24 protein-coding genes are annotated in these 21,801 nt (G+C 52.8%); 13 read left to right on the top strand and 11 right to left on the bottom strand.

Features of this window, described 5'->3' with window-relative positions; translation table 11 throughout:
* The first annotated feature begins 13 nt into the window (after window positions 1–13).
* The 4 genes from HZU72_RS03765 to HZU72_RS03750 are packed head-to-tail and all read left to right on the top strand — an operon-like array spanning window position 14 to window position 3,172.
* Window positions 14–934 carry a beta-keto acid cleavage family enzyme gene (locus HZU72_RS03765; RefSeq protein WP_180090606.1) on the top strand — a complete coding sequence of 307 codons (921 nt, stop codon included), beginning with the start codon at window positions 14–16 and terminating at the stop codon, window positions 932–934.
* Window positions 931–1,884: an L-carnitine dehydrogenase gene (locus tag HZU72_RS03760; RefSeq protein ID WP_180090605.1), complete on the top strand. Its 954-nt coding sequence runs from the start codon at window positions 931–933 to the stop codon at window positions 1,882–1,884. The genes HZU72_RS03765 and HZU72_RS03760 overlap by 4 nt, the downstream gene beginning before the upstream one ends.
* Window positions 1,884–2,339 (top strand): thioesterase family protein, encoded by a 456-nt coding sequence (locus HZU72_RS03755; protein ID WP_180090604.1) that lies wholly within the window; start codon window positions 1,884–1,886, stop codon window positions 2,337–2,339. The genes HZU72_RS03760 and HZU72_RS03755 overlap by 1 nt, the downstream gene beginning before the upstream one ends.
* A gap of 14 nt (window positions 2,340–2,353) precedes the next feature.
* Window positions 2,354–3,172, top strand: a complete 819-nt coding sequence (locus HZU72_RS03750; protein WP_180090603.1) for an alpha/beta hydrolase — start codon at window positions 2,354–2,356, stop codon at window positions 3,170–3,172.
* Between the two features lie 64 nt (window positions 3,173–3,236).
* On the opposite strand, the gene HZU72_RS03745 is transcribed toward HZU72_RS03750, so the two are convergent.
* From HZU72_RS03745 to HZU72_RS03735, 3 genes are all read right to left on the bottom strand, one after another.
* Complete coding sequence (locus HZU72_RS03745; protein WP_208457949.1) at window positions 3,237–4,220, bottom strand: ABC transporter substrate-binding protein; 984 nt, start codon at window positions 4,218–4,220, stop codon at window positions 3,237–3,239.
* 96 nt (window positions 4,221–4,316) lie between these two features.
* Window positions 4,317–5,306, bottom strand: coding sequence for a GlxA family transcriptional regulator (locus tag HZU72_RS03740; protein ID WP_180090602.1), 990 nt, complete (start codon window positions 5,304–5,306; stop codon window positions 4,317–4,319).
* 34 nt (window positions 5,307–5,340) lie between these two features.
* On the bottom strand, window positions 5,341–6,552 hold the full coding sequence (locus HZU72_RS03735) for a GAK system CofD-like protein (RefSeq protein ID WP_235975978.1): 1,212 nt from the start codon (window positions 6,550–6,552) through the stop codon (window positions 5,341–5,343).
* Between the two features lie 192 nt (window positions 6,553–6,744).
* On the opposite strand from HZU72_RS03735, the gene HZU72_RS24105 reads away from it, so the two are divergent.
* The 7 genes from HZU72_RS24105 (at window position 6,745) to HZU72_RS03700 (ending at window position 13,101) form a co-directional block, all read left to right on the top strand.
* Window positions 6,745–8,271, top strand: a complete 1,527-nt coding sequence (locus HZU72_RS24105; protein WP_180090601.1) for an aminoglycoside phosphotransferase family protein — start codon at window positions 6,745–6,747, stop codon at window positions 8,269–8,271.
* Window positions 8,264–9,190, top strand: a complete 927-nt coding sequence (locus HZU72_RS03725; protein WP_180090600.1) for a GAK system ATP-grasp enzyme — start codon at window positions 8,264–8,266, stop codon at window positions 9,188–9,190. Before HZU72_RS24105 ends, HZU72_RS03725 begins: the two co-directional genes overlap by 8 nt.
* Window positions 9,187–10,296, top strand: a complete 1,110-nt coding sequence (locus tag HZU72_RS03720; RefSeq protein ID WP_180090599.1) for an HprK-related kinase B — start codon at window positions 9,187–9,189, stop codon at window positions 10,294–10,296. Before HZU72_RS03725 ends, HZU72_RS03720 begins: the two co-directional genes overlap by 4 nt.
* Window positions 10,296–11,024: a histidine phosphatase family protein gene (locus tag HZU72_RS03715; RefSeq protein WP_180090598.1), complete on the top strand. Its 729-nt coding sequence runs from the start codon at window positions 10,296–10,298 to the stop codon at window positions 11,022–11,024. The genes HZU72_RS03720 and HZU72_RS03715 overlap by 1 nt, the downstream gene beginning before the upstream one ends.
* A 27-nt stretch (window positions 11,025–11,051) precedes the next feature.
* Window positions 11,052–12,383 (top strand): metallophosphoesterase, encoded by a 1,332-nt coding sequence (locus tag HZU72_RS03710; RefSeq protein WP_235975977.1) that lies wholly within the window; start codon window positions 11,052–11,054, stop codon window positions 12,381–12,383.
* On the top strand, window positions 12,384–12,665 hold the full coding sequence (locus HZU72_RS03705) for an amphi-Trp domain-containing protein (RefSeq protein ID WP_180090596.1): 282 nt from the start codon (window positions 12,384–12,386) through the stop codon (window positions 12,663–12,665).
* A gap of 118 nt (window positions 12,666–12,783) precedes the next feature.
* Complete coding sequence (locus HZU72_RS03700; RefSeq protein WP_180090595.1) at window positions 12,784–13,101, top strand: hypothetical protein; 318 nt, start codon at window positions 12,784–12,786, stop codon at window positions 13,099–13,101.
* Between the two features lie 48 nt (window positions 13,102–13,149).
* Here HZU72_RS03700 and HZU72_RS03695 read toward each other — a convergent pair whose 3' ends face one another.
* On the bottom strand, window positions 13,150–13,404 hold the full coding sequence (locus HZU72_RS03695; RefSeq protein ID WP_180090594.1) for a DUF333 domain-containing protein: 255 nt from the start codon (window positions 13,402–13,404) through the stop codon (window positions 13,150–13,152).
* A gap of 235 nt (window positions 13,405–13,639) precedes the next feature.
* Here HZU72_RS03695 and HZU72_RS03690 point away from each other — a divergent pair, with 235 nt between their 5' ends.
* Both HZU72_RS03690 and HZU72_RS03685 read left to right on the top strand, forming a co-directional pair.
* Window positions 13,640–14,128, top strand: coding sequence for a pyridoxamine 5'-phosphate oxidase family protein (locus HZU72_RS03690; protein WP_180090593.1), 489 nt, complete (start codon window positions 13,640–13,642; stop codon window positions 14,126–14,128).
* Window positions 14,109–14,681: a CAP domain-containing protein gene (locus HZU72_RS03685; protein WP_180090592.1), complete on the top strand. Its 573-nt coding sequence runs from the start codon at window positions 14,109–14,111 to the stop codon at window positions 14,679–14,681. Before HZU72_RS03690 ends, HZU72_RS03685 begins: the two co-directional genes overlap by 20 nt.
* Window positions 14,682–14,696: 15 nt before the next feature.
* Here HZU72_RS03685 and HZU72_RS03680 read toward each other — a convergent pair whose 3' ends face one another.
* The 7 genes from HZU72_RS03680 to HZU72_RS03650 form a co-directional block, all read right to left on the bottom strand.
* Window positions 14,697–15,185, bottom strand: coding sequence for a CreA family protein (locus HZU72_RS03680; protein ID WP_180090591.1), 489 nt, complete (start codon window positions 15,183–15,185; stop codon window positions 14,697–14,699).
* 508 nt (window positions 15,186–15,693) lie between these two features.
* The gene (locus HZU72_RS03675; protein WP_180090590.1) at window positions 15,694–16,983 is read right to left on the bottom strand and encodes a vWA domain-containing protein; all 1,290 of its coding nucleotides are present in this window, start codon (window positions 16,981–16,983) and stop codon (window positions 15,694–15,696) included.
* A gap of 15 nt (window positions 16,984–16,998) precedes the next feature.
* Window positions 16,999–17,493, bottom strand: coding sequence for a hypothetical protein (locus HZU72_RS03670; protein ID WP_180090589.1), 495 nt, complete (start codon window positions 17,491–17,493; stop codon window positions 16,999–17,001).
* A gap of 16 nt (window positions 17,494–17,509) precedes the next feature.
* On the bottom strand, window positions 17,510–18,274 hold the full coding sequence (locus tag HZU72_RS03665; RefSeq protein ID WP_208457948.1) for a coiled-coil domain-containing protein: 765 nt from the start codon (window positions 18,272–18,274) through the stop codon (window positions 17,510–17,512).
* Between the two features lie 21 nt (window positions 18,275–18,295).
* Entirely contained in the window at window positions 18,296–19,867 is a 1,572-nt protein-coding gene (locus tag HZU72_RS03660) for a formylglycine-generating enzyme family protein (protein ID WP_328736002.1), read from the bottom strand.
* Entirely contained in the window at window positions 19,857–21,086 is a 1,230-nt protein-coding gene (locus HZU72_RS03655) for an ABC transporter permease (RefSeq protein WP_180090588.1), read from the bottom strand. The genes HZU72_RS03660 and HZU72_RS03655 overlap by 11 nt, the downstream gene beginning before the upstream one ends.
* Window positions 21,070–21,768: an ABC transporter ATP-binding protein gene (locus tag HZU72_RS03650; RefSeq protein WP_180090587.1), complete on the bottom strand. Its 699-nt coding sequence runs from the start codon at window positions 21,766–21,768 to the stop codon at window positions 21,070–21,072. Before HZU72_RS03650 ends, HZU72_RS03655 begins: the two co-directional genes overlap by 17 nt.
* Window positions 21,769–21,801 lie beyond the last annotated feature (33 nt).

Here is a 21,801-nt window from a genome sequence, read left to right as displayed (position 1 = left end):
TAAAGAGCACGCCATGAACCGCAATGTCATTCTCACCTGTGCCGTGACAGGCGCGGGAGATACCACCGCAAAAAACCCCAATGTGCCTGTTACACCCAAGGCCATTGCAGCTTCCTGTATTGAAGCGGCGCATGCCGGGGCAAGCATCGCGCATATCCATGTTCGCGACCCAGAGACCGGCGGCATCAGCCACTCTACTGAACAGTTCCGCGAAGTGATGGAGCGTGTACGTGAGGCCGATGTGGATATTGTGATGAACATCACCGCTGGCGGCGGCGGCGACTGGATACCCGATGTCACCGACCCAACGCGCGGCGGCCCAGGCACCGATATCCAAACACCCGCCGAGCGTCACGCCCCGGTCGGCGAACTGCTTCCCGAGCTGTGCACACTGGACTGCGGCAGCCTCAATTTTGGCGATATGGTCTACGTAAACCCCGCAGACTGGCTGCGCGAACACGCCCGCCTGGTTCAGGCCGCAGGCGTTAAGCCTGAGCTGGAGTGCTTTGATCTGGGCCACGTCTGGTTTGCCCGCCAGCTTCAGCAAGAGGGCTTGATCGATGGCGACCCGCTCTATCAGCTCTGTCTGGGTATTCCCTGGGGTGCCGAAGCAGACACAGAAACGATGCTGGCCATGCGTAACAAATTACCTGCCAACGCTAACTGGGCCGCTTTTGGCATTGGCCGCCATCAAATGCCTATGGTCGCCCAGGCGGTGCTGCTGGGTGGTCACGCTCGGGTTGGGTTGGAAGATAACCTGTTTTTAGAGAAAGGCGTGCTGGCTAACAACGGCCAACTGGTCGAGAAAGCGTCGACCATTATTGAAAACCTCGGCGCCCGAGTAATGACACCTGCAGAAACCCGCGCTCATCTCAAACTACGCGATCCGATGACCGGACGTATCATGGGTAACACAGCAGGAGGTGCTGTATGAGCCGCTTAGCCGTGATTGGTACCGGCGTGATTGGCAACGGTTGGATTGCCCGCGCCCTCGCCCAAGGATGGGACGTCGTTGCCTTCGACCCAGATCCCAAGGCACCGGCGCGTACCCAATCGTTTATCGACAATGCCTGGCCCTCGTTAACCCAGCTCGGTTTAGCGCCCGATGCTAACCCTGAGCGGCTAACCTTTGCGGATACGATTGAAAAAGCTGTGGATGGCGCTGACCTGATTCAGGAAAACGTGCCCGAGCGCCTACCACTAAAGCAAGAGATTTTAGCCGCTATTGACGCTGCTGCCTCACCGGGCGTCATTATTGGCTCGTCTACCTCCGGCTTTAAGCCCACCGACCTGCAGCAGCAGTGCCAACAAGCGCCTGGGCGCGTGATCGTCGCTCACCCCTTCAACCCGGTGTATTTACTGCCATTGGTAGAGCTTGTTGGCGGTGAGGCCACCCAGCCCGCACAGATCGCCAGCGCCCAAGAGCTGTATCAGGCGCTCGCCATGCGCCCACTGGTGGTTCGCCGTGAAATTGAGGGTCACATCGCCGACCGCTTAATGGAAGCGTTGTGGCGGGAAGCCCTGCATCTGGTTAACGATGGCGTGGCGACCACCGAAGAGATCGATGCCGCCGTGGTTTACGGCTGTGGACTCCGCTGGCCGTTAATGGGCACGTTCTTAACCTTTCACCTAGCGGGCGGCGAACCAGGCATGCGCCATATGCTGGAGCAATTTGGCCCAGCGCTTAAACTGCCCTGGACCAAGCTGGAAGCCCCAGAACTCACCGATGAACTGATTGATAAAGTGGTCGAAGGCTGTGAGCACCAGGCCGCGGGCCGTTCAGTGGCCACGCTGGACCGGCGCCGGGATGACTTTTTAGTCGAGCTGCTGGAAGTAGTGCAAAAATACTGGCCGGAAGCCGAAGGCCTACAGGAGCGCATTTAATGATCATCCATGAAACCCACGTCGCCCCTGAGTGGGTCGACTACAACGGGCATATGAACGACGCGGAGTACGCCCGCGTCTTCTCCCAGGCCAGCGAGGCGCTTATCGACACCATTGGGTTGGATGAAGCAGGCCGTGAACACTATGGCTACACGATCTATACGCTGGAAACTCACCTCTGCTATCGCCGCGAGGCGCACCAAGGCCAGCCGCTGAATATTGATCTAACGCTGCTCGATAGCGATGCAAAACGCCTGCACGTGTTTTTCGCCATGTTCGATGACGAAGGCAACCTGCTGGCAACCAGCGAACAGATGCTGATGGGCATGAAGCAAGCCTCAGGACGACCAAGCCCGTTTCCAGAAGCGGTTGCGAATCATGTGGCTGCACTGTCACAGGCAAATAACGATGCCTGGCCGGAGCTTGCTGGCCGCACCATCGGTATTCGACGCTAAGGGTTACAGCAAAGATGAACGTAGACGCCTTTATTCAGCGCTTTAGCGCAGGGCTGGCCGTGATGGAGGAGCTACCCCTACCTCAAACACGGCGCGCCTACGATAAGCTTTGTTACACCTTCGCCCCACCCGACCCTGCCGGTATGCAGATCGACAATAGCGTTTTGGGAGGCGTTAGCGTGCGCCGCTTTATTCCCCAACGGCGAATGCCAGGCTGCGTGCTGTTTATCCATGGCGGCGGTTTTACCATCGGCTCAACAGAGAGCCACCATGGCCCCGCCGCCAGCTTGGCCCAGATGCTTGAGCGTGAAGTGGTAAGCGTTAACTATCGGCTGGCACCAGAGGTAGATTACCCCGCCATGTTGGCAGACTGCCGTACGGTGCTAGAAGCGATTCAACCTGTCGCGCTGGTGGGTGACAGCGCAGGCGGGCGATTGGCTATCGACCTTGCCCATCAGCGCAATGAAGCGCCACCGCTAGGATTGATCTACCCAACCGTTGGCGCGCTTTCCCTTGAATGCTTGGGAGAAGATGCGCCGCTACTTTCACGCGACGAGGTGCTCAGCATTCGTCAACAGTGTCCTGAAATCATTGCTACTCAGCGGGATCGCCGCCCGCCTGCCACAAGCATTGAAATGCTGACCGTAGAGAGAGACCCACTGACACTACCCATCGAAGTCACAATAGCAAAGTGGCGCGAGGAAGGCGCCTCGGTAGGTTATCGCTGCGCACCACACATGGTACACGCTGCCCTTCACGCCCACGCGCGGCTACCCGATATGAGTACCGCTTGGCAGGACTTTTGCCAAAAACTAAAACAGCGCCTTAATTAATAAGGCGCTGTTTGGCATTATCGCTGCTTAGTCTTTACGAGTCGTGCGATTAAAAGCCGTACTATTAAGAACCGTATTGGGCCCGCACTTGCTCAATGGCGGGTTCGCCATCGCGGGTTTCAACTCCCTCCAGCCACTCGGCAACGGTATCTAAGTTATTGCCGATCCACTCATTAGCCACTTCATCCGCCGGGCGCTCTTCGTAGCTGTACTCGTGCACCCAATCGTTTTGATCTTCGATATCGATCACGTACTGCGACAGAAAGCGGTGAACCTCGGGTGCTTCTTCCGCCAGGCTGGCAGGGGTAATGGTCCACACCGTGCTTTCAATGGAGGCCACGCCCGCGTCATCGCTATCGGCTAAATAGGCCAGATCGAAGCTCACGTTCATCCAGTGAGGCTCCCAGCCGACAAAGGTCACCCACTCCTCATCGGCCATTTTTTGTTCAGCCTGGGCCAGCATGGCCGAAGTCGAGCTTTCGCGGAGCTGCCAATCCCCCAAACCTGCAATATCATTATCGATGGCATTGAGAATCGCATCGTTAATGCCGGTGCCCGCTTCAATGCCCTGAATTTCACCATCGAAACGGTCATGGTGTTCTGCCAGCTCAGCCACCGTGGTGACGCCTGCATCGTAAACATACTGGGGAACCACTAGCCCGGAATTGGCGCCGCGGATATTGGAAACCACTTTTTCGACTTTGCCGTCAGCCACCAAGGGCTCGACCATATCGGTCTGTACGGGGTACCAGCCGCCTAGATAAATTTCCAAGTCGTTCCGCGTTAAGCCTTCGAGGATAACGCTCACGGCTAAATCTTGCTGTCGGGTCTCGTACCCCATGGTCTCCAGTAGCTGGGCCGCCACTTCAGACTTTACCGTCACCCCAGGCCACGGCGGCACCCCAAAGCGCAGTTCATCAAGCTCTGCCATGGCGGGTGTAGCAGCAAACGCAGCGAGCACAAAGCCCGCTGTCAACGACAGCGTCTTAGTAGTGGTAGAGTTGATGGTGGCAGAGCTGGCAGTGATAGAAATAGCTGTGACCGACATTTGGCAAACCTCTTTATTAGTTGGGTTTAGTTAGTATGCGCGGCTACTCCCCTATCACTAGACACTAAGCGACGCTTATCAGGCATTAAGCGACACTTATTGCGCTTTAAAGGTCTTCTCCGCTATGGCAGAACGCACCTGCCGAGGCGAGTAGCCGTAATGCGCACGAAACGTACGCGCAAAGCTCGACGACGAACTAAACCCACAGGCCACGCCCACCTCTAATACCGCTAAGTCGGTCTCGGCAAGCAGTCGCTGGGCGCGCTTAACGCGCAGTTGCAAATACCATTGACGCGGGGTCATGTTAAGCTCCTGCTCAAACAGACGCTGCAACTGACGTACCGACACCTCTACTTGGCTGGCTATCTCGTCAAGGGGGAGCGGCTCTTCCAGGTTCTGCTCCATGAGGGCAACCGCCTCCACAACGCGCCGGTTATGCGTACCTAAGCGCTTCACCAACGCCATGCGCTGCTGATCACTGCGGGTGCGAATTCGGTCATGGATCAGTTGCTCGGAGACATCGATGGCCAACTTTGCGCCATGCCGTCTGGCAATCACTTCCAGCGCCATATCCATCGCCGCTGCCCCGCCCGCACAGGAGAAGCGCCGCTCGCCCAACTCGTAAAGCTCATCGGTAGTATCAATACCCGGAAAGCGTTCACGAAAAGCGGGCAGACTCTCCCAGTGCAGAGCCACCCGCTCGTGCTTTAACAACCCGGTGGCGGCGAGCAAAAAGGCCCCCGTATCGATGCCACCCAAACAGCAGCCTGCCTGATCCAACTGATGAAGCCAGGCCATTAATGGCCGGGTAAGGTGCGCCTCGGGAGTAAAACCGCTGCATACCGCCAGCGAGGGCAAATGGTGAACATCCGCCGTTGCGTGATCCACCATCAAGGTCATACCGTTCGACGCCGTCACCGGCCCGCCATCAGCGCTAATCAACATCCAGTCGAACAGCGGCCGATGGGCAATGCGGTTGGCAATTCGCAGCGGCTCCACCGCCGCAAAGAAGGCCATCATCGAGTACTGCGGCAATAGCAAAAACCCCACCATTTCAGGCAGCGGGCCCTGGTAACTAAGACGCATAGCAATGCCCAAGGTCATTTAGAGTATGTCGGTGTCAGGTCAACCCAAGCAGCGCTTCAGCCAGCTTAACGTCATCATAACGTTGGGTATCAGCATTCTCCGGCGCAAGATCTAGATCAATAATTTGAATACCCATTTCATCGCGTAGCGTCTCAATCTGATCAGCCGAAACACTCAGGAGCTGTGAATCAAACAGTAAAAAATCGATTGAAGACCGCTTAGACGATAAGGGTTCGAGTGTGCCAGACAAATGCTCATTGAGCACTTGCACCTGATCCACCAACGTCATGCCAAGCGTTTCAAGATCAGTTCCCAGGCTTGGCACATACACCTTGGGTGACGGGTTTTTAGCCAATGCCTTATCAACCCCCTTGGGCAATAGGTTGGCAATGACACTGCTATAAAAACTGCCCGGCGGGAAAACCAACAGCTCTGCCGAATCAATGAGCTTACGGGTCTCTTTACACACTTTGGAGGCATCCAAGGTGTCGATATCGTCCGCCTCGCCTGATAATTTTATAGCTTTGATAGGCGAATCGATTTGAGCCGTCTCTTTGCCGGTAAAGCAGTGTTGGCCAATAATCGTTCGACCGCTCTCTAACAATACCTCCAGTTGAAGGTTGGCATCCGTCGTAGTCCGAACGGTGCCGCGGGTCTTGATCAGTTGGCCAAAGAGAAAGGCGATCGGATCCAGAGAGCGATCATGAATCAAATAGCCGCCGGTCAAGATAAGGTTCCCGACACTGGCACCAGCGAGGTTAAAATCCTTGGGCATATGGTTGTGGAATACGGCGATATAGCTCTGGATCAGCGACCGCATGGGCTCAGCAATTGCCTTGAGCAGCGGGTGCTTAGCACTGACAAGGGCCTGTAGGCTTTGCTTAAGTGCTGCTTTTTCCCCTAGTCGATGTGAAAAAAGCGCAGCCACCTCAGGGTGCCCGGTGACTGAATCATCAGCCAGAGCAAGCAGACGTGCCCTTAGGTCGCCCACCGCAGGCATCGCGAAGGCCCGGCGTAACTCTGCCGAGCTACCTCCTGAATCAAAAGGGGTAACCAGATGAATGGAATTATGGGTATAGTCCGTCAACACCTCAGAAAAATGTCTCAGTGCCGTACCGCCACTAAAGAAGAGTATTTTCGGCCCTAGCTCGGGGGCTTTTCGGTATCTGGCCAGACGCAGATCCCACCCCTTGCCAATCTCACGGGGCAGGCACATTCGGGTACCGATAAAACGTCTTTTTTTCATACAACTCTTTGAACTGTAAGAAACATGTAACGTAAAAGATGGCACTGTTATTTATACTGTTGACTCTCAGAAGCAGTAACCACCTAAGCGCACGTTATCTTGGTGAGGCAGCGTATCAATACGTCGATTTTGGAGCATTTCTATTTTCTACGATTCGAAGTTGAAAATCACTTCGAGTTAGTTGAAGGTTATGTGACTCAGCCAAGTGAATCCGTTTCTCGACGTCTGATCAATCGCAAAGGCTATAGAAGCACGCTGGTGGAGAAAGTTGAGCTTGCCGTCGCTATGGATGTGCAGCGACGCAAAGTCGATGGGCAGGGTTTTCAACAATCCAAATCCCTTGAGCGCTTAGCCCGACTGCTTGACCAGTTAGGCCAATCCTGTCTTGAATTCACCGCCATCAAGGCCCTGAAGCAGCTTCCCGATAAATCGCGAAAAGAGTACGCCAAGCTCATTCGATTGGTGGGTAAATCATTGAAGCTGGTGATCATTAATACCGATGATGCAAACACTCGCCAAGGCCTGAAAATTGGACGCCGAATTCCCAAAATAACCGCCCGCTTAACCACTGCTTTTGAGCAGGACGCTTCAGGCATGCGTAACAGCTCCGTGGTGGATTTTCAGCTTCACCGCATGATCCATCTGCTTGCGGAGCTTGCCGACGCCCTACTCGCTGCCAACTTCGGTCCTGCCGTACGCTTGCAAAACTACAAGCAACTGAAAAATGCCGCCCACGCGATGACCGCCCAGAATGACGACTTTACCGTTGAACGGCTGGCGCTTACCCGCAGCGGCAGCACCATTGCCACACTGAGAGCCGAGCACGCCGCCTCTGGCAAGATGATGGCAGTCTACAAAGAGGGTGAAAGCCAGAAAGTCATTGAAGAGCTTTACGGGGTAGATCAATGGAAACGGGTCTATCCTAAGGTGGCTCCAACGGTGCTCTCGCACCATGTCGAGCAGGGGGATGAACTGGGTTCAATGGTGATCGAACACCTCCCCGGCCGAACGCTTGAGTCACTGCTGTTAAACGGCCAATGGAAATCCGCCAAGCAACTTGCCCACACACTCCAACGGACGTTGAGAAAGATCTGGAAGACATCACTTACTAACGAGCCGGCTCAACCCGAGTATATGCAGCAGTTGCGTAAACGCATGCCCGAAACCCGCCACACGCACCCGACACTGTTTCATACACACCAAACCATTTGCGAACTTCTCCGCCCCAGTTTTGATGAGTTGATCGATCGCGTAGAACCCCTAGAGCATCAGCTTAGGGCGCCATTTTCCGTGCTGATCCACGGCGACTTTAACGTCGACAACCTCATCTATGATGAACTCAAAAATCGCATCTACTTTATCGACCTGCACCGCGCCTCCTATTCTGATTATGTTCAGGATTTATCCGTTCTGATGGCGTCAATTTATCGGCTGCCCATTATGGATGCGGCCCCTAGAGCCGAACTAATGGGATTGATCAGACAGCTCTATCAGTTTGCGCGCCGGTTCGCCAAAGAGAATAACGATGTAAGCTTTGATGCGCGGCTAGCCATCGCGCTAGGTCGCTCCTTTGCCACCTCTACGCGCTTTATTTACGACAAGCTTTTTGCCAACCGACTCGCCCTTAGAGCGAGCTACCTGCTAGAGGCCATAACGCTTCTAACCCCTGAGAAAATAGAGAAGTACAGGCTTCCCCTAGAGGATATTTTTAGTGATTAATAAGCGGATTGCGGTCATCGGGATACCTGGCAAATGGTCAACCGAGGTATTGGCGAATCATTTGGAACAACGCACCGGCTACCGCTGCGTCGTCGATATGGCCGACGTAGCGCTGGAGCTTGAAACCGGCGAGTTACGTTATCGGGGCACCCTGCTCAACGCGCTTGACGGGGTGATCATCAAAAAAATAAGCGAAACCTACTCCCCCGCCGCAGACGACCGACTTCGCATGCTTAGCAGCCTTGAGGCGGATGGGGTGCGCTGTTTTAGCAGTCCAAACCAAGTAAGCCGTTTGATTAATCGTCTTGAGGGCACCGCCGCCCTGGCATCCGGCGGTATCCCGCTGCCCGCGACGCGAGTCACCGAGAGCACTGATGCAGCGCTGGAGGCTATCCAGACGTTCGGAAAGGCAATCCTAAAACCGCTCTACTCAACCAAAGCCCGCGGCATGGTGGTGTTAAAAGCCGCAGATGGTGTTAAAGCCAATACCCAACTACTGAATAAATTTAAGACTAAGCATGGCCTTTTTTACCTTCAGAAGTTCGTCAACCTGGGTGGTCAGGATCTAGGCATGGTATTTCTAGGCGGCAAGTACCTGTGCACCTATGCCCGTGTCGGCGATGACAAGTCGTGGAATACAACGATACACAGCGGGGGCAAATATCGAACCTTTGATGCAAGCCCTGAGCTGATTGAGCTTGGCCTAAAAGCCCAGTCATGCTTCGATCTAAGCTTTACCACTGTGGACATCGCATTGACCGATGAAGGGCCCGTGGTCTTTGAGGTCTCGGCCTTTGGCGGATTTAGCGGCGCGAAAAAAGGATGTGGTATCGATGCTGCTGAGAAGCTGTGTGGTTATGTGCTTAGTCAGCTTGAGGCCGAGACAGCAGAGACAGAGACAGCAGAGGCAGGTGAATGATCAACCTTTTTGATAATCAACAGATCAACCAGGCAAAGGCCGCCTGCACCTATGCGTTACCACTGACGTTCAATGGTTTAACAATTCGTGTGCTGGCCGACCATCCAGCCATTCTTGACCACCTTGAGGTTTACTATGCTGGTTTAACGGCGTCTGGTTTGCTCCCGAAAGAAGTCCATACCATTGACCAGCCAGAGCAACCGGTATGGCTGTTGGATCAGCAAGCGGATACCAGCGGCCGCGAGTGGACAGCGGTAAAACGGGCCAAAACCAGTGCTCTAGGGCTGAAAGAGGCCTACGTGGATACGCCTCAAGGGCGCTGGATTCATAAAGTACGCACGGGGATGGTGCTGTTGCAATCGTTAACGGCACCGGTCGCGATTGGCGAGTTAAGCAAGCACTCATCGCAAGTCATCAACTTTATTAACAACCAGTTCCTCAATCACCATCAGCGCCATGGTTACCTGCTCGGCCACGCCTCCGCCTTTGATATCGATGGCAACGTCACGGCCATTGCCGCCAGCTCCGGTGGCGGTAAATCGACGCTAATGCTGAAAGCGCTGGAAACCGCAAAGGCGCGCTTTCTCTCCAATGACCGGATTCTGTTTAAGCCTGACAACCACCAGGTAAACGTTCTTGGTGTCGCCAAGCACCCCCGCGTTAACCCGGGCACGCTGATCAACTCCCCCCGCTTGAGCGACATACTACCCACTGACGAGCACGCCCGATTTACCGGCATGCCCAAAAGCCAGCTATGGGATATTGAGCAGAAGTACGACGTGTTGATTCCTAACACCTATGGCGAGGGTAAAACTGCCCTATCCGGCACGCTCAAACACCTGATACTGCTTGACTGGGCATTAGACGCTACCGCCCCGACAGCCCTAAGTAGCGTGGATATCGACCAAACACCTGAGGCGCTAGAGGGCTTACGCAAAAGCCCAGGGCCATTTTTTCAGCATGCGGATGGCCACTTTCCCACCGAGCAAGCCCAATCTGTCAAGGTCTATGCCGAACATCTAGAACGCGTTGAAGTGCTGCGCCTCACCGGTGCCATCAATTTTGAGCGTGCTATTGCGCTACTCCAAGCCAAAGGCCTTCTCTGATGGTGGCACTGGCGCTGATTCGGCACGGTGAATATTCACAACTGGCGGATACACCCAGCGCCCTGCAACCCTACCCGCTCACGGAAAAGGGTGCAGAGGACGTTCGGGAGCAGGCGCGGCGATTCGGCGCGTGGCTAACCACTTCAGGCTATCAGCTCAATGCGGAGATACACTGCTCGACGCTGCTAAGAGCCTGGCAAACAGCCGAAATCTTCCGCGAAGAGCTAACGCCGCTGTTTGCGGAGCCGCCCCGTTCGCGCAGCTTTTCGGCCCTTTGTGAACGCAGCGTTGGGGCGCTGGCCAATCTTAGCATTCAGGAAATAGAACGCATCGTCACCCTCGACCCTCGCCTTGAGCCCTTACCTAAGGGGTGGAAATCAGCCAGCGATTTCAGACTGCCCTTCGACGGCGCGGAATCCCTGTTGGAGGCAGGTGCAAGGGTCGCTGCCCATTTACAAGCACTTTTAGAGCCACAGCCGCGAATCGAGACAACGAAGCAACAGAATCAACTCAAGCAACTTAAACAATTTAAACAACTACAGCTGGTGGTGGGCCACGGCGCCTCCATTCGGCACGCAAGCTATCATTTAAATGTCATACCCTTCAGCGATATTAAACGGTTAAGTATGTTTCATGGTCATCCGGTCGTTTTCGAGCGGCATAACCAAGGCTGGCACCGACTGTACGGAAACTGGAAACAGCGCCAGCCAGCAGACCCACTCGATTAGACGATAGCGATGAATAAGATGGCTTCTATGACCGCGTTCAATGTTATTCCAAAGGTAAGCAAACAACCGTATCACAACGCCATCTTGACGCGCCTTCCGACAGAGTGGGCGCCCTGGCCCGATGACGCGACCTCGGTCAATCACGATGAGGCGCTAAGCACCTTTATTAAGCGCTCGCGAAAAAAGGGCTTCGCCTGGCCCAAAAAGCCAGTGGCATTCATCTCAGACCCCCATGCGGACGCCGAGGCATTTGAAGCCTCACTAATTGCTGCAGGCGTCATCGAACGCGAAAGCTCCCATCTATGTGAATATGCACTGACGAAATTCGGCAAAAAAGCCGAAATCGTGGTGGGCGGAGACTGCCTGGACAAAGGCCCCAGCAATCTGATGATGCTGCGCAGCCTGGCCCACTTATACCGCCTCAAAGCAGATATCACTCTGTTGGCCGGTAACCATGACCTCCGCTTGCTGATGGGGCTGCTATCGCTGGAACGCGACACTGACGCCGGTAGCCAACATCTCTTTGTGCGTATGGGTAAGAAGGTGATACCGCTGTTTAAAGAGGTATTCGATCAATACCTGGCCGATACCCAGTGGGACAAAGGATTACCGTCCGAGCAGGCGTGCCGACACGCGCTGTTTCCAGGCAACGACTGGTTCGAGAATTTCCCCTTCTATGCCGCAGGGTTTCTCACCCCCGAGGGTATAGAGCGTGAAATCAGTAAGATGACCACCAAGGCGCAGAGCTTCGAGGCGCACTGTGCAAAAAACGGCCTGTCGCTCACCCAAGTCTACGCCGCCGCAATGAAGTGTCGTTCGCTATTTCTTAACAAATCGGGGGAATTTAGCTGGTTTTTCCGCCGCATGCAGCTGGTTAAAAAGCGCGGTTCCTTCCTGTTTCTGCATGCCGGCCTCGATGATCATATGGCTGAACTGCTGGCCAAGTACGGCGTAAAACATGCCAACCGGGCTTTCAAAAAAAACCTAATGCACCAAAACCTGTTCAGTTTTTATTATGGCTCTTTGGCCAATACCTTTAGAACCAAATACCGTAAAGCCGATCTTCCCCTTACGCCGCGCGGCGCCTACGTTGCCCGGCGAGCAGGCATTCAGGTGCTGGTTCACGGCCATATCAACCAACACTTTGGCCAGCGGGTCACGCTCAAAAACGGGCTTATCCATATCGAAGCCGATATCACCCTGGACACTCACTCGCGTAAAAATGAGGGGCTAGATGGCTACGGTGTAGGGGTAACGTTAATCGACAAAAACCGTGGAGTGATCGGCCTTAGCTGCGATTACCCTCAGGCAAAAGTATTCAAGCCCGGCCGCAAAGGAAAATGGGTGGGAGCCCGCTAAATGAAGTCAAAAACGAAATTCAGTCACGATTCCCTGCTGGATCGTCAGTCAACCCAAGAGTTACTGGTTACCCTGGCAAATGCGATCAATAAAGGCGAATTAGCCTTCCAGGAAAGTGAAGGTGAGCTGGTACTTTCCCCCCAGCAGTTACTGCAAGTCTCCCTGCGCGCCAGTGATGAAGGCGATAAACAGGAGGTGGAAGTAAAGATTAAATGGCGCACCAAAGAGAAAGAGCTTTCCGGTACACCTCCCAAAATTAAAACAAAAGCGGGTAAACGTTAGGGGCTGAGGCCTCGAGCCCTACCCACATGAATGTGGGTGTATGATGCCCATGTTCGTGCCAGAGCCCTTTAGGCTCACGAAAGAAAAGCTATGGGCGAAAGACTATGGGAGCGTGGAAATGGACGTCACACATTTAGAGCACGTCGTTATCGCTTTGATCATGCAGCTCTCACTATTACCATTTGTTTCTGCTCGCGTGGCGGGTGTTATCCCGGTGGCGATACTGCTTGGCCGCGAGATTGCTCAGCACGAATACAGGCTAGGCATCCAACGAGGTTGGGCCTGGGGCGAAACGCTACCGGTAGGTATGTTTGAGGGCGTCTGGCGTGGGTGGACGTTAGACTCAGCGCTTGATGTTCTGCTGCCAGCACTGGCGTGCGGGCTGCTAGCGCTTATGATTGGCTTTAAAAAAAGGCATACAGCCAAAAACAGCTAGGCCTTTTGCACACCCAATGGCTGACCCATGTGCGATAAAAGGTGGCGACTAGTCATTATCAAGGCGCTCAGTACGATAAAGCTGCCACTCATTTTCAACCCGGCCATCAGGCAATCGGCAGTAGCGGCCAGTGCCTAGGCTGCTTTCGCTAATTTCATTCTGCCCGCCGAGGCTTCTACAGTATTCAGCCGCGTATTGGGTCATCTGATTTTGAGAATGGGGGTCTCCCCCGCCCGTGGCACAACCGCCGAGCATCAGTAACGCTACAATTGGGCAATAGCGGTATGTAGATCCTGTTAGCATTGAAACCTCCCGCCTAAGCATACAGTTCAGCATCACTTTGATTCTGGTGAGTAACCGCAGATACATCAAGCAGGATGTTAGTGGGCAAGAGATATGATTATTCGAAGAGCGTTTGCTGATATGGAAAATGGTAGCTAGGCTGTAGCTAGTCATCTTCGATGTACAAGCATTGTCTATGACTATTTCAGGATCTAATTCATAAGGCCAGGATCGTATTCATAAGGAGAGTGACGCTATGTCCAGCCCGGAACATAAGCAGAAGATCTGGAAGATGATCAAAGATATCAAAGTCGGCATGCTCGTGACGTTGGATAACGACACCCCACGCGCCCGGCCCATGCACCTTGTGCAAGATGAGTACGACGGCACTCTGTGGTTCTTCACCCGCCGCAGTGCCGAAAAAGTATTTGAAACCAAAAGCGACCACGATGTATGCCTTAGCTTTTCCGACCAGGAAGTTGGCGTCTACGTTTCGCTATCGGGTAAAGCCAACCTGACAGATAATCGTGAACTGATCGAAAAATACTGGAGCCCCTTCATCGCTGCTTGGTTCCCGGAAGGTAAAGATGACCCAGACGTCGCCCTGCTAGAGATCAAAGTGCAGATGGGTGAGCACTGGAAAGCCAAAGAGAGCAAGACATTCCAGCTTTACGAAATTGCCAAAGCCAACCTCAAAAAGGACGCCACGCCAAACCTTGGTGAGAATGAAAAGTTCGGTGGGTAACTTCCTTCCCAAGCGCCCCGCTGCTGGGGCGCTTTACGGCCTGATCGTTATCATGCTCATGGGTTCATCCACCTCATGGGCCAATGATCAGTCCCAGAGTGATGATGCTACCCGTCAGGGTGAATGCGAACTGAACGATCAGCAGCAGGCAATGCTATCTCAAATCAACAAGGCGCGTAGCCAAGCGCGACAATGCGGTAACCAGCAGTATGAGGCCGTAGAGTCGTTAGCATGGAGCTGCAAGCTGGAAGCAGCGGCCAAGAGCCACTCTGAAGACATGGCCGAGAATGACTATTTTAGCCATACCGGCCCGGAGGGCGCTGGCATTGAGCAGCGTGTGGGTAATCAGGATTATGTGTGGCAAGCCGTGGGCGAAAATATCGCCGCTGGCCTCACCTCTGCTTCCGCCGTGGTGGAAGGCTGGCTAGACAGCCCCGGCCACTGCCGCAACATCATGAATGATGCCTTTACCGAGATGGGCATGGCAAAAGCCGAGGGTTCGGAGTCGCGCTACTCAACCTACTGGACACAAACGCTAGGCAACCCGCGCTAAGCGCACACGAGTCAGTTATTGCCCGACTCCTAGCTCACCGTAGTGGACAGCAGTAATCGCGTTTTTAGGCGAGCCATCGACCAGCTTGGTGCTATACGTCAGGTACACAAAGGTCTGGGTTTCCGCGTCATGCATGCGAACGACGCGCATATTTTTGAAAAGCGCCGAGCGGCGTTGACTAAAAATCACCTCTTGCTCCTCTACTTCAGCAGGATCGAAGACAACCTCTCCTGTCTGCCGACACGCCACGCTCGCCTCACTGGCCTCCTCAGCAAGCCCCACCGCCCCAGAGATCCCGCCAATCTGTGAGTAGGAGAGGTAACAGGAGATACCCTGAACCTTCGGGTCATCGAAGCGCTCCACTTCAATAGTGTTGTTCGGGCCCAGCAGCTTGAACTCGGTACGCACGCTGCCAATATGAGCATCCTGAGCAAATAGCATAGGCGGCTGTAGCGCAAACATTGCAATGAACGACGTGAGAGCAACGCGTTTTGGGAAAAACATGGGGCATTTCCTTGGCAATAGTCAGCCGAGAGGGACAAAGCGTAGAGAATACGTTAATCCAGGAGGAAGGTCGTGGATATTAAGCTGCAGGTGCTGAAGCAGCTGGCATGTGTCGTATTAGGATGCATGAGGGTGACCGGACAGTGAACAAAGCTACCTGCTCTCACTCTCGGCTATATCAGGGACGAGGCCGTACGTTCGGGATGGGGACCACCTGAGCAAAATATTATGGCACAGATGGTAAACAACAGCCCTTTTTTAACTGCTTACTCATCTGTCAAAAGTCATGCAGATTGAGTTTAACTATCGAACAAAAAAAATATTTTAAATACTAAAAGGGCAGAAAATTCATCACTCATTATTGACTAATCACCCCATATTTAATGCAATTTATAGCACTATAATCAAATCTTATTTTAACAATAAAATTCCAATTATGGCGAAATAAAAATATACCAAAACAGTCACTCCAGCAGAAACACCAACTCCTGAAGCGGGTAAATCATGACTATTCGCAATGGCTAGCATTTAGCATCTGTGAGCTAGCTTGCTCCATCATTCGAGCAATCTCATCAGCATTCTTTGAACTGAAAACTTGGCCACCAGTTTGCTCTGCTAAACAATTGGAAAGACCACCTGTAGTTACGTCAACAACGTTAATTGTAATACGTGGCTGTTTTTTTATGATGTTTGCTACCACTTGGCACTGATCTTGTTCGCAACCGTCGGTTCCATCAACAAAGGCAATGATGACTGCATCACGTTCACGTCCATCTACCATTTCTGCCGCAGATACTAAACTGGCCGCAAGGGGTGTACCATCGTAGGCATTTAGTGCCTTTATTCCATCTATCAATTGTTCACGCTGGGATCCACTAAATACTCCCTGTTTGACAGGGGCTCCACACCCGGCATAAGTAATTAGCCCAGTGTCAATATCAGAGTGAAGCTGATTAATAATTCCAGAAATAGCATCCTTAGCAACTTCCAGTCGTGAAGTACCTGTTTCCAGAGTTCTGAGACGCTCATTGCCCATATTCCGCAACAACATCATATGCAATTCGGTCATACTGAAATACCAGTCTTCATCTTCTTGAGTTGCAGCAATATTGATATTCATTGACCCTGATGTATCAAATATCATTACAAACTCTGGTGGTAAACTCCCCTCTTCACGGCAAGCATAAGGGACGACCTCTTTCTCGGAAGCATTAGTTAAGCCGTCTGACCAAAAGCGATCCAGTGGCCAAAATAGATACAGTAGCCATCCCAGGAAAAAAAGGAGAAGCACCGGCAACAACCACATTAGTGACCTGAAAGATCTACGAGAGGAAGACGTTACAGGCGCAACTGTTGAAGCAATTGGCACAGACTGAGGTATAAAATCTGAAGCAGTGGCTTTCACCTTTTCAGCTCCCCAGCGAATCACGACGGGCTCTCCATTAAGACTGTAGAGATGTTGCTCGTCAGCTGGGCCAACCAAGGTTTTCAAACTCTTGCCACCATCGGAGTCCCCTCGCCGAATAAGCTCATCGGCTAGGTGCCCCAGACTTTGCTGACGCTGTTGATAACGCTCCAGCAAAGCAGCCTGCTGCTCTTCATCTAAGGCATCAAAACGTATCGGCTGACCTGGCAGTTCCGTCCACCACTCCAGCGTATCGCCCTGACCGTTACGCGGCATAGCAAACATATTGCCAATGCTAGGAGGAAAGTGGCGATGGATAAGAGCGACCTTGGACTGATAGCTCTCGAAGGTACCACCCAGCCTCTCCTGGGAGTCGCGCAGGATACGTTGCATGATTAGTCTTTCGCCTTATTCATAGCCGAGACTTTGATGTAGGCGATTAACTTGTTGTTCAAGCTCGGTCAGCCGGGCTCTACGAGCCTCAATCTCAGCTTCACCATTGGCAGGTTCTTGGTTTGCTTGTAGCTGCTGTTCAAGATCATTTAGACGGTGCTGTAGGCCTAACTCCTCTCCAGTACGTGCATTAAGGCGTGTTAGAAGCGTTTGCAGAGATTCGTTCAATGCTTGCTGCTTTTCTAGCTGAACATTCATATCTTGTCGGGTTGCATTCTGCTGGGCCTTAATATCAGCATATACCTGACGAAACAGAGCATTCTCTTCTTGATCAAGTCGTACCTGCTGCTCCCGCTGCTCGACTTGTGCACGATAGGCACCTGAAGTGTCGCAGGAAAATTTGGCCACAAGACTCGCATCGCGATTGTAGGGATCGCACTGTTCTGGGGAGGTAGCGCAACCCGCCAGCAGAATCATGCTGCTGGCGATCAACACGGTTTTATTCATCATGGTAGCACCTGATTTCTTAACCTAAAGTAATAGCGGAACGCATGTTGTAGAGATCATCCACTTCTTGCTGCAACGCCAGCACTTGCTGGTTCATCAAGTCGATATCCTGCTCGATACGGGCTATTTCCTCTGGGCTTGCCTCTACACGCTCTGCATCTGCGACTTCTTGATATTCTTCTGCTTTATTGCGCATATTAACCAACTCGCGACGCAAAATTCCGATGTTACCGTCGATCGCAGCTAAGTCACGTTCAGCCGCCGCTTGATCAAGTTGTTGCGTCTCAATTTCACGCTGAATACGCTGAAGGCGAGCCTCATCCTCTCGCATCACTTCACGCGCGGTTTCAGTTCGTGCAATAACCTTACGTGTATCTTCTTGAATATCAGCGCTCATTGCCTCCAAACGCTCACTTGTATTTGCATATTCGCTGCGTCGTTGATCTAGGTAGTAATTAGCTCCCATGGCGACGCCACATGCTCCAATACCTGCCACGATCATGCACTGTGTCTTGTTCCCAGGGTTAGTAAGTGCACAACCTAATAGGCCTGCAGCAGCACCTGCAGCACAAGCTTGATAACCTGAACGACTGAAGAACTGAGCGTCATTGCCCTGGGTTAGACGCGGATCCGCTGATGATCCGGATGAATTACCGGATAACAGCGAACTTCCCGTTGTGACGCAACCACTTAGTACCAGCATACTGCCAGCAACAGCGGATACCATCAGTGCTTTTTTCCAGCCAGAATTGATTGTTTTCTTTGAAATTTTCTTGATTTTCATAATATGTTCCCTTGCGTTTTTTTAATTTGCCATGGCTTTACAGTTTTCCAGCCAATCATTGGTGGAAATGTGTTGTTGTTGCAGATATTCGCGTTGGTTTTCCCAGTGAGTATGTAGATATGGCTTTAGTTGAGTAAGCTGTTTATTGTGAGTAATGATCTCTTCGAACACTCCCACTTGCTCTCCCAGTAGATTTTCACCATATAAGGTGGCAGATTCGACTAGACTACTGGCGTAATAACGGCTTAGTGCTTCCAGTCTCGCATCTTGCTCTTCCAGACGTTGTTGACGCATATCACAACTAGTGTCAGTACTGTCTACCCCACAATTCATCTGATAATTATTGTGCAGAAAATCGAGAAAAACGCCGTCATCCTCTAACTTAGTACAAAGGAAGCTCCCTAAATTGAGACTGGCGCGAACCGCTAAGTTTCGCGCTTCCTCTTGGCGCTGATTACTTGCTCTTAACTGGTTCTCTAAGTCCTGTAACTGCTCTTGCAATGCAATGTCTTCTTGTTCAGCAGCTAAGCTGCTCAACTGCTCAACGGTTCCCGGTGTATCTTGCGTTGCGTCTCCATCAGCTAAGTCCTTTCCCAAATGCTGCCAACTCTCATCAATAGCGGCTATGCGTTCTCGAGAGGTCAATGTGGGAGCAACGAGTGATAAGCGAAAGCCCACTTGACCACTCTGGGATTGACCAGCTTCTCGGTAATAAGGCTCTTCGCCGCGAAGAGAAGTGCGGATATCACTTTGGGGCGTTAAATAATTACCCCCTCGCACCACAAAACCACCCGCTTGACCATGCTGGCGATCCAGTTTATTGAGACGAAAAGGTTCAAACATCATTTCTGCCACGTTGCCAAGGACGTCATGCAGCCCCAACGGGTTGGGTTGTAATAAACCCGCCAGTTGTAATTGACCATTAGCTGACTGAGGGCCAGCGAACCACTCATGACCATTCAAGCCCTCTGGCATGGGGTAGCGGCTGTCGCGAAATTCGGCGGTGCCAACTTCCAAGCCACCTCGTGCGGCATACTCCCACTCTATTTCTGTCGGTAAGCGTACAAAACCCAGCACACCGTCCTCTTGGGGTAAAATATCTTCAGTATTTTGGCGCAGCCACAAGTTGTAACGATCAGCCGCCGCTGTTGCATCGAACCAACTTACCGATACCGCCGGTAAGCGCAAGCGAGTAGAAGGTGACGGGCACTCTTCAGCCATCAAGGCCTCATACTGCAACTGAGTTGTTTCATACTTGGCCAGCAAGTAGTAGCGCGAGCCTCCTTCGACCTCACTGAAGTTGCCTGAAACATAAGAGGGGCGACGCTGTTCTACATAGCCCCACCCGGTACCATCCTGGCCAATATTGATGGGATAATCGTCAAGCGGCCCAGCAGAGGGAATATGGATTTTGCGAAACGCCATGGCACCATCGCAAGGCATCGGCAGTATGATGTCGTCATCCAGAGGCATGGGATTATAGAGCCGCTCATCCCATTCGGCCGAAGCGCTTCCCGCCTGCAACAGCAAGACAGCAACCCAACAGGCATTGCCATAGAGCCCAGCAAAACGTCTAGAAGATTTATAATTCACGCAGACTCTCCGCAGGTTCGATACTAAAGGCGCGCAGCACACCGATCACCGCCACCATGAGCGCAACCAGCAAAGCCAATAAAAGTGCTATTACGCCGTGCATGAAGGTGATTCGACAGACAACACTTCCAGTTGTCGAGCTAGTCGCCAACGCTTGGTTGAACACCTGGCTTCCCAGTCCATAGAGGACTAGCCCTACTGCATAGGCAGCTAGTGTCAATGTCCCAGCCTGTAACACGATATACCCCGCAATTGCCGGACGATCGAACCCCAGCAGACGCAACACCGCCAGATCCTTGCGCTTCCGGTCGATATTGGCCAGAAAAGCGCCCAACATTGAGGCTAGGCAGCCCACCAGCGCGGTAATAGCAATCACGCCAAACACTAGCCCCAGCACGTGACTGATTGCCCTGACATTCTCAATCTCCGCGAGGCGGCTAACTGTATCTATATGCTGGGCATTGAGCCACTGCTCCAACTCCGCCACTTGATCAATATCGGCGGCATACATACGGGCACGTGAAAACTGTGTTTCCCTTTCGCCTCGTGGCTCGCCAGTGCCCACGCCAAGAGCATCGATGTGATAGCCATCGCGAAACTCCTCAAGCGCGATCAAGAGCGGCAAAGGAACAAAGGCAGCCGGACGTGGAAAGACGTCAGGTGGCAAAATACCTGCCACGACAATAAATTGCCTGCCACGCTCCGCTCTGCCATCGAGTCGACGGCTGACGAACAGGCTCAGTGGGTCATTCACATCAACATTCAAGCGCCGTGCAGCCGACTCACTAAGCACCACTTCCGGCCCTTGAAGCGGCTCTGAAAGCGTTAATGACGACAGCAGAGGGTCTCCTTCTGCCGTTGGGATGATTTCAGCGTTATCCAGGAAATGTTGAGGGTCGGCGACCAAATCTGCCTGGGTATTGAGTGAACGTGTCATTCCAATCGCAAACCCTACATCGGGGCGGCTACGCAAACTATCGAGCCAGGCAGCGTCATACCTTCCACTGGAAACCATACCGATTTCCAAGTTCCGCGGATCATCAAGTAGTTCGGACTGTAATTGACTGACCACCCCATACTTGAGACCGAACAGCAATAGCAGTGGCGCGATCACGGCAACTAGTGCTGCTGCAATACACATTGATACCTTGCGGTCATGCCAGATATCCTGCAGCGCTAACAATGCCAGCAGGCGCAAACGCTTAAGGGCGAGGTTCAAAGACGGTCTCCCCTTTTACCGTGACGGCATCAAAACGCGGCACTCCAAATGTCTCTACAAGAGCCCAGTCGTGAGAGACCACCAAAGCGGCGATTTGTAGCTCTTTCACTACTTCCATAAATAGTGCGAAGAGCCCATGCGCACTATGCGGATCAAGCGCTGCTGTGGGTTCATCAGCCAACAGCAGTTGTGGCTCATGAGCCAGGGCGCGCACGAAGGCTACCCGCTGACGCTCACCAATAGACAGCATTGCTGGCCGCTTTTCCATCAGCGGTATCAGCCCTAAACGATCGACTGCTTGAGTGATACGGTCACTCTTAATGGGCAGACTTTGTATACGGCGCGGCAAGGCGATATTGTCAGCCACACTTAAAAATGGCAGGAGCCCCCCACTTTGAAGTACAAAACCAAGGTCGCGCGCGCGCAGCTTGGCCAGCTCGCCTTGCTCGCGGGTACGCCAAAGTGTTGCCACATCTTTTTGCGGTTTTCCCAGCATGAAGCATTCAAGCTCACTTGGTGCTAACAACAGCCCCACCGTTTCTAACAAAGTGCTCTTGCCACACCCGCTAGGACCGGTAATAGCCAAGCACTGGCCCGGCGCCAGAGATAGCTCGGGTAGTCGAATTCGATGCGCATGGTCGCCATGACCACGCTGAGCCATCATGCCCTTTATCGCCAACATCCTATCTTCCTCAATTGTCTGAGAAGCCGGTGC

This window comes from Vreelandella sedimenti (genome assembly GCF_013416325.1).
Lineage (GTDB): Bacteria > Pseudomonadota > Gammaproteobacteria > Pseudomonadales > Halomonadaceae > Vreelandella > Vreelandella sedimenti.
The sequence above is the reverse complement of the archived record's forward strand: the minus strand, read 5'-3'. Positions and strand labels throughout refer to the sequence as shown.

Coding starts and splice junctions, on each gene's coding strand:
- HZU72_RS03765 (WP_180090606.1), top strand. CDS start 14: ATGAACCGCAATGTCATTCTCACCTGTGCCGTGACAGGCGCGGGAGAT.
- HZU72_RS03760 (WP_180090605.1), top strand. CDS start 931: ATGAGCCGCTTAGCCGTGATTGGTACCGGCGTGATTGGCAACGGTTGG.
- HZU72_RS03755 (WP_180090604.1), top strand. CDS start 1,884: ATGATCATCCATGAAACCCACGTCGCCCCTGAGTGGGTCGACTACAAC.
- HZU72_RS03750 (WP_180090603.1), top strand. CDS start 2,354: ATGAACGTAGACGCCTTTATTCAGCGCTTTAGCGCAGGGCTGGCCGTG.
- HZU72_RS03745 (WP_208457949.1), bottom strand. CDS start 4,220: ATGTCGGTCACAGCTATTTCTATCACTGCCAGCTCTGCCACCATCAAC.
- HZU72_RS03740 (WP_180090602.1), bottom strand. CDS start 5,306: ATGCGTCTTAGTTACCAGGGCCCGCTGCCTGAAATGGTGGGGTTTTTG.
- HZU72_RS03735 (WP_235975978.1), bottom strand. CDS start 6,552: ATGAAAAAAAGACGTTTTATCGGTACCCGAATGTGCCTGCCCCGTGAG.
- HZU72_RS03720 (WP_180090599.1), top strand. CDS start 9,187: ATGATCAACCTTTTTGATAATCAACAGATCAACCAGGCAAAGGCCGCC.
- HZU72_RS03715 (WP_180090598.1), top strand. CDS start 10,296: ATGGTGGCACTGGCGCTGATTCGGCACGGTGAATATTCACAACTGGCG.
- HZU72_RS03710 (WP_235975977.1), top strand. CDS start 11,052: ATGACCGCGTTCAATGTTATTCCAAAGGTAAGCAAACAACCGTATCAC.
- HZU72_RS03705 (WP_180090596.1), top strand. CDS start 12,384: ATGAAGTCAAAAACGAAATTCAGTCACGATTCCCTGCTGGATCGTCAG.
- HZU72_RS03700 (WP_180090595.1), top strand. CDS start 12,784: ATGGACGTCACACATTTAGAGCACGTCGTTATCGCTTTGATCATGCAG.
- HZU72_RS03695 (WP_180090594.1), bottom strand. CDS start 13,404: ATGCTAACAGGATCTACATACCGCTATTGCCCAATTGTAGCGTTACTG.
- HZU72_RS03690 (WP_180090593.1), top strand. CDS start 13,640: ATGTCCAGCCCGGAACATAAGCAGAAGATCTGGAAGATGATCAAAGAT.
- HZU72_RS03685 (WP_180090592.1), top strand. CDS start 14,109: ATGAAAAGTTCGGTGGGTAACTTCCTTCCCAAGCGCCCCGCTGCTGGG.
- HZU72_RS03680 (WP_180090591.1), bottom strand. CDS start 15,185: ATGTTTTTCCCAAAACGCGTTGCTCTCACGTCGTTCATTGCAATGTTT.
- HZU72_RS03675 (WP_180090590.1), bottom strand. CDS start 16,983: ATGCAACGTATCCTGCGCGACTCCCAGGAGAGGCTGGGTGGTACCTTC.
- HZU72_RS03670 (WP_180090589.1), bottom strand. CDS start 17,493: ATGATGAATAAAACCGTGTTGATCGCCAGCAGCATGATTCTGCTGGCG.
- HZU72_RS03665 (WP_208457948.1), bottom strand. CDS start 18,274: ATGAAAATCAAGAAAATTTCAAAGAAAACAATCAATTCTGGCTGGAAA.
- HZU72_RS03650 (WP_180090587.1), bottom strand. CDS start 21,768: ATGTTGGCGATAAAGGGCATGATGGCTCAGCGTGGTCATGGCGACCAT.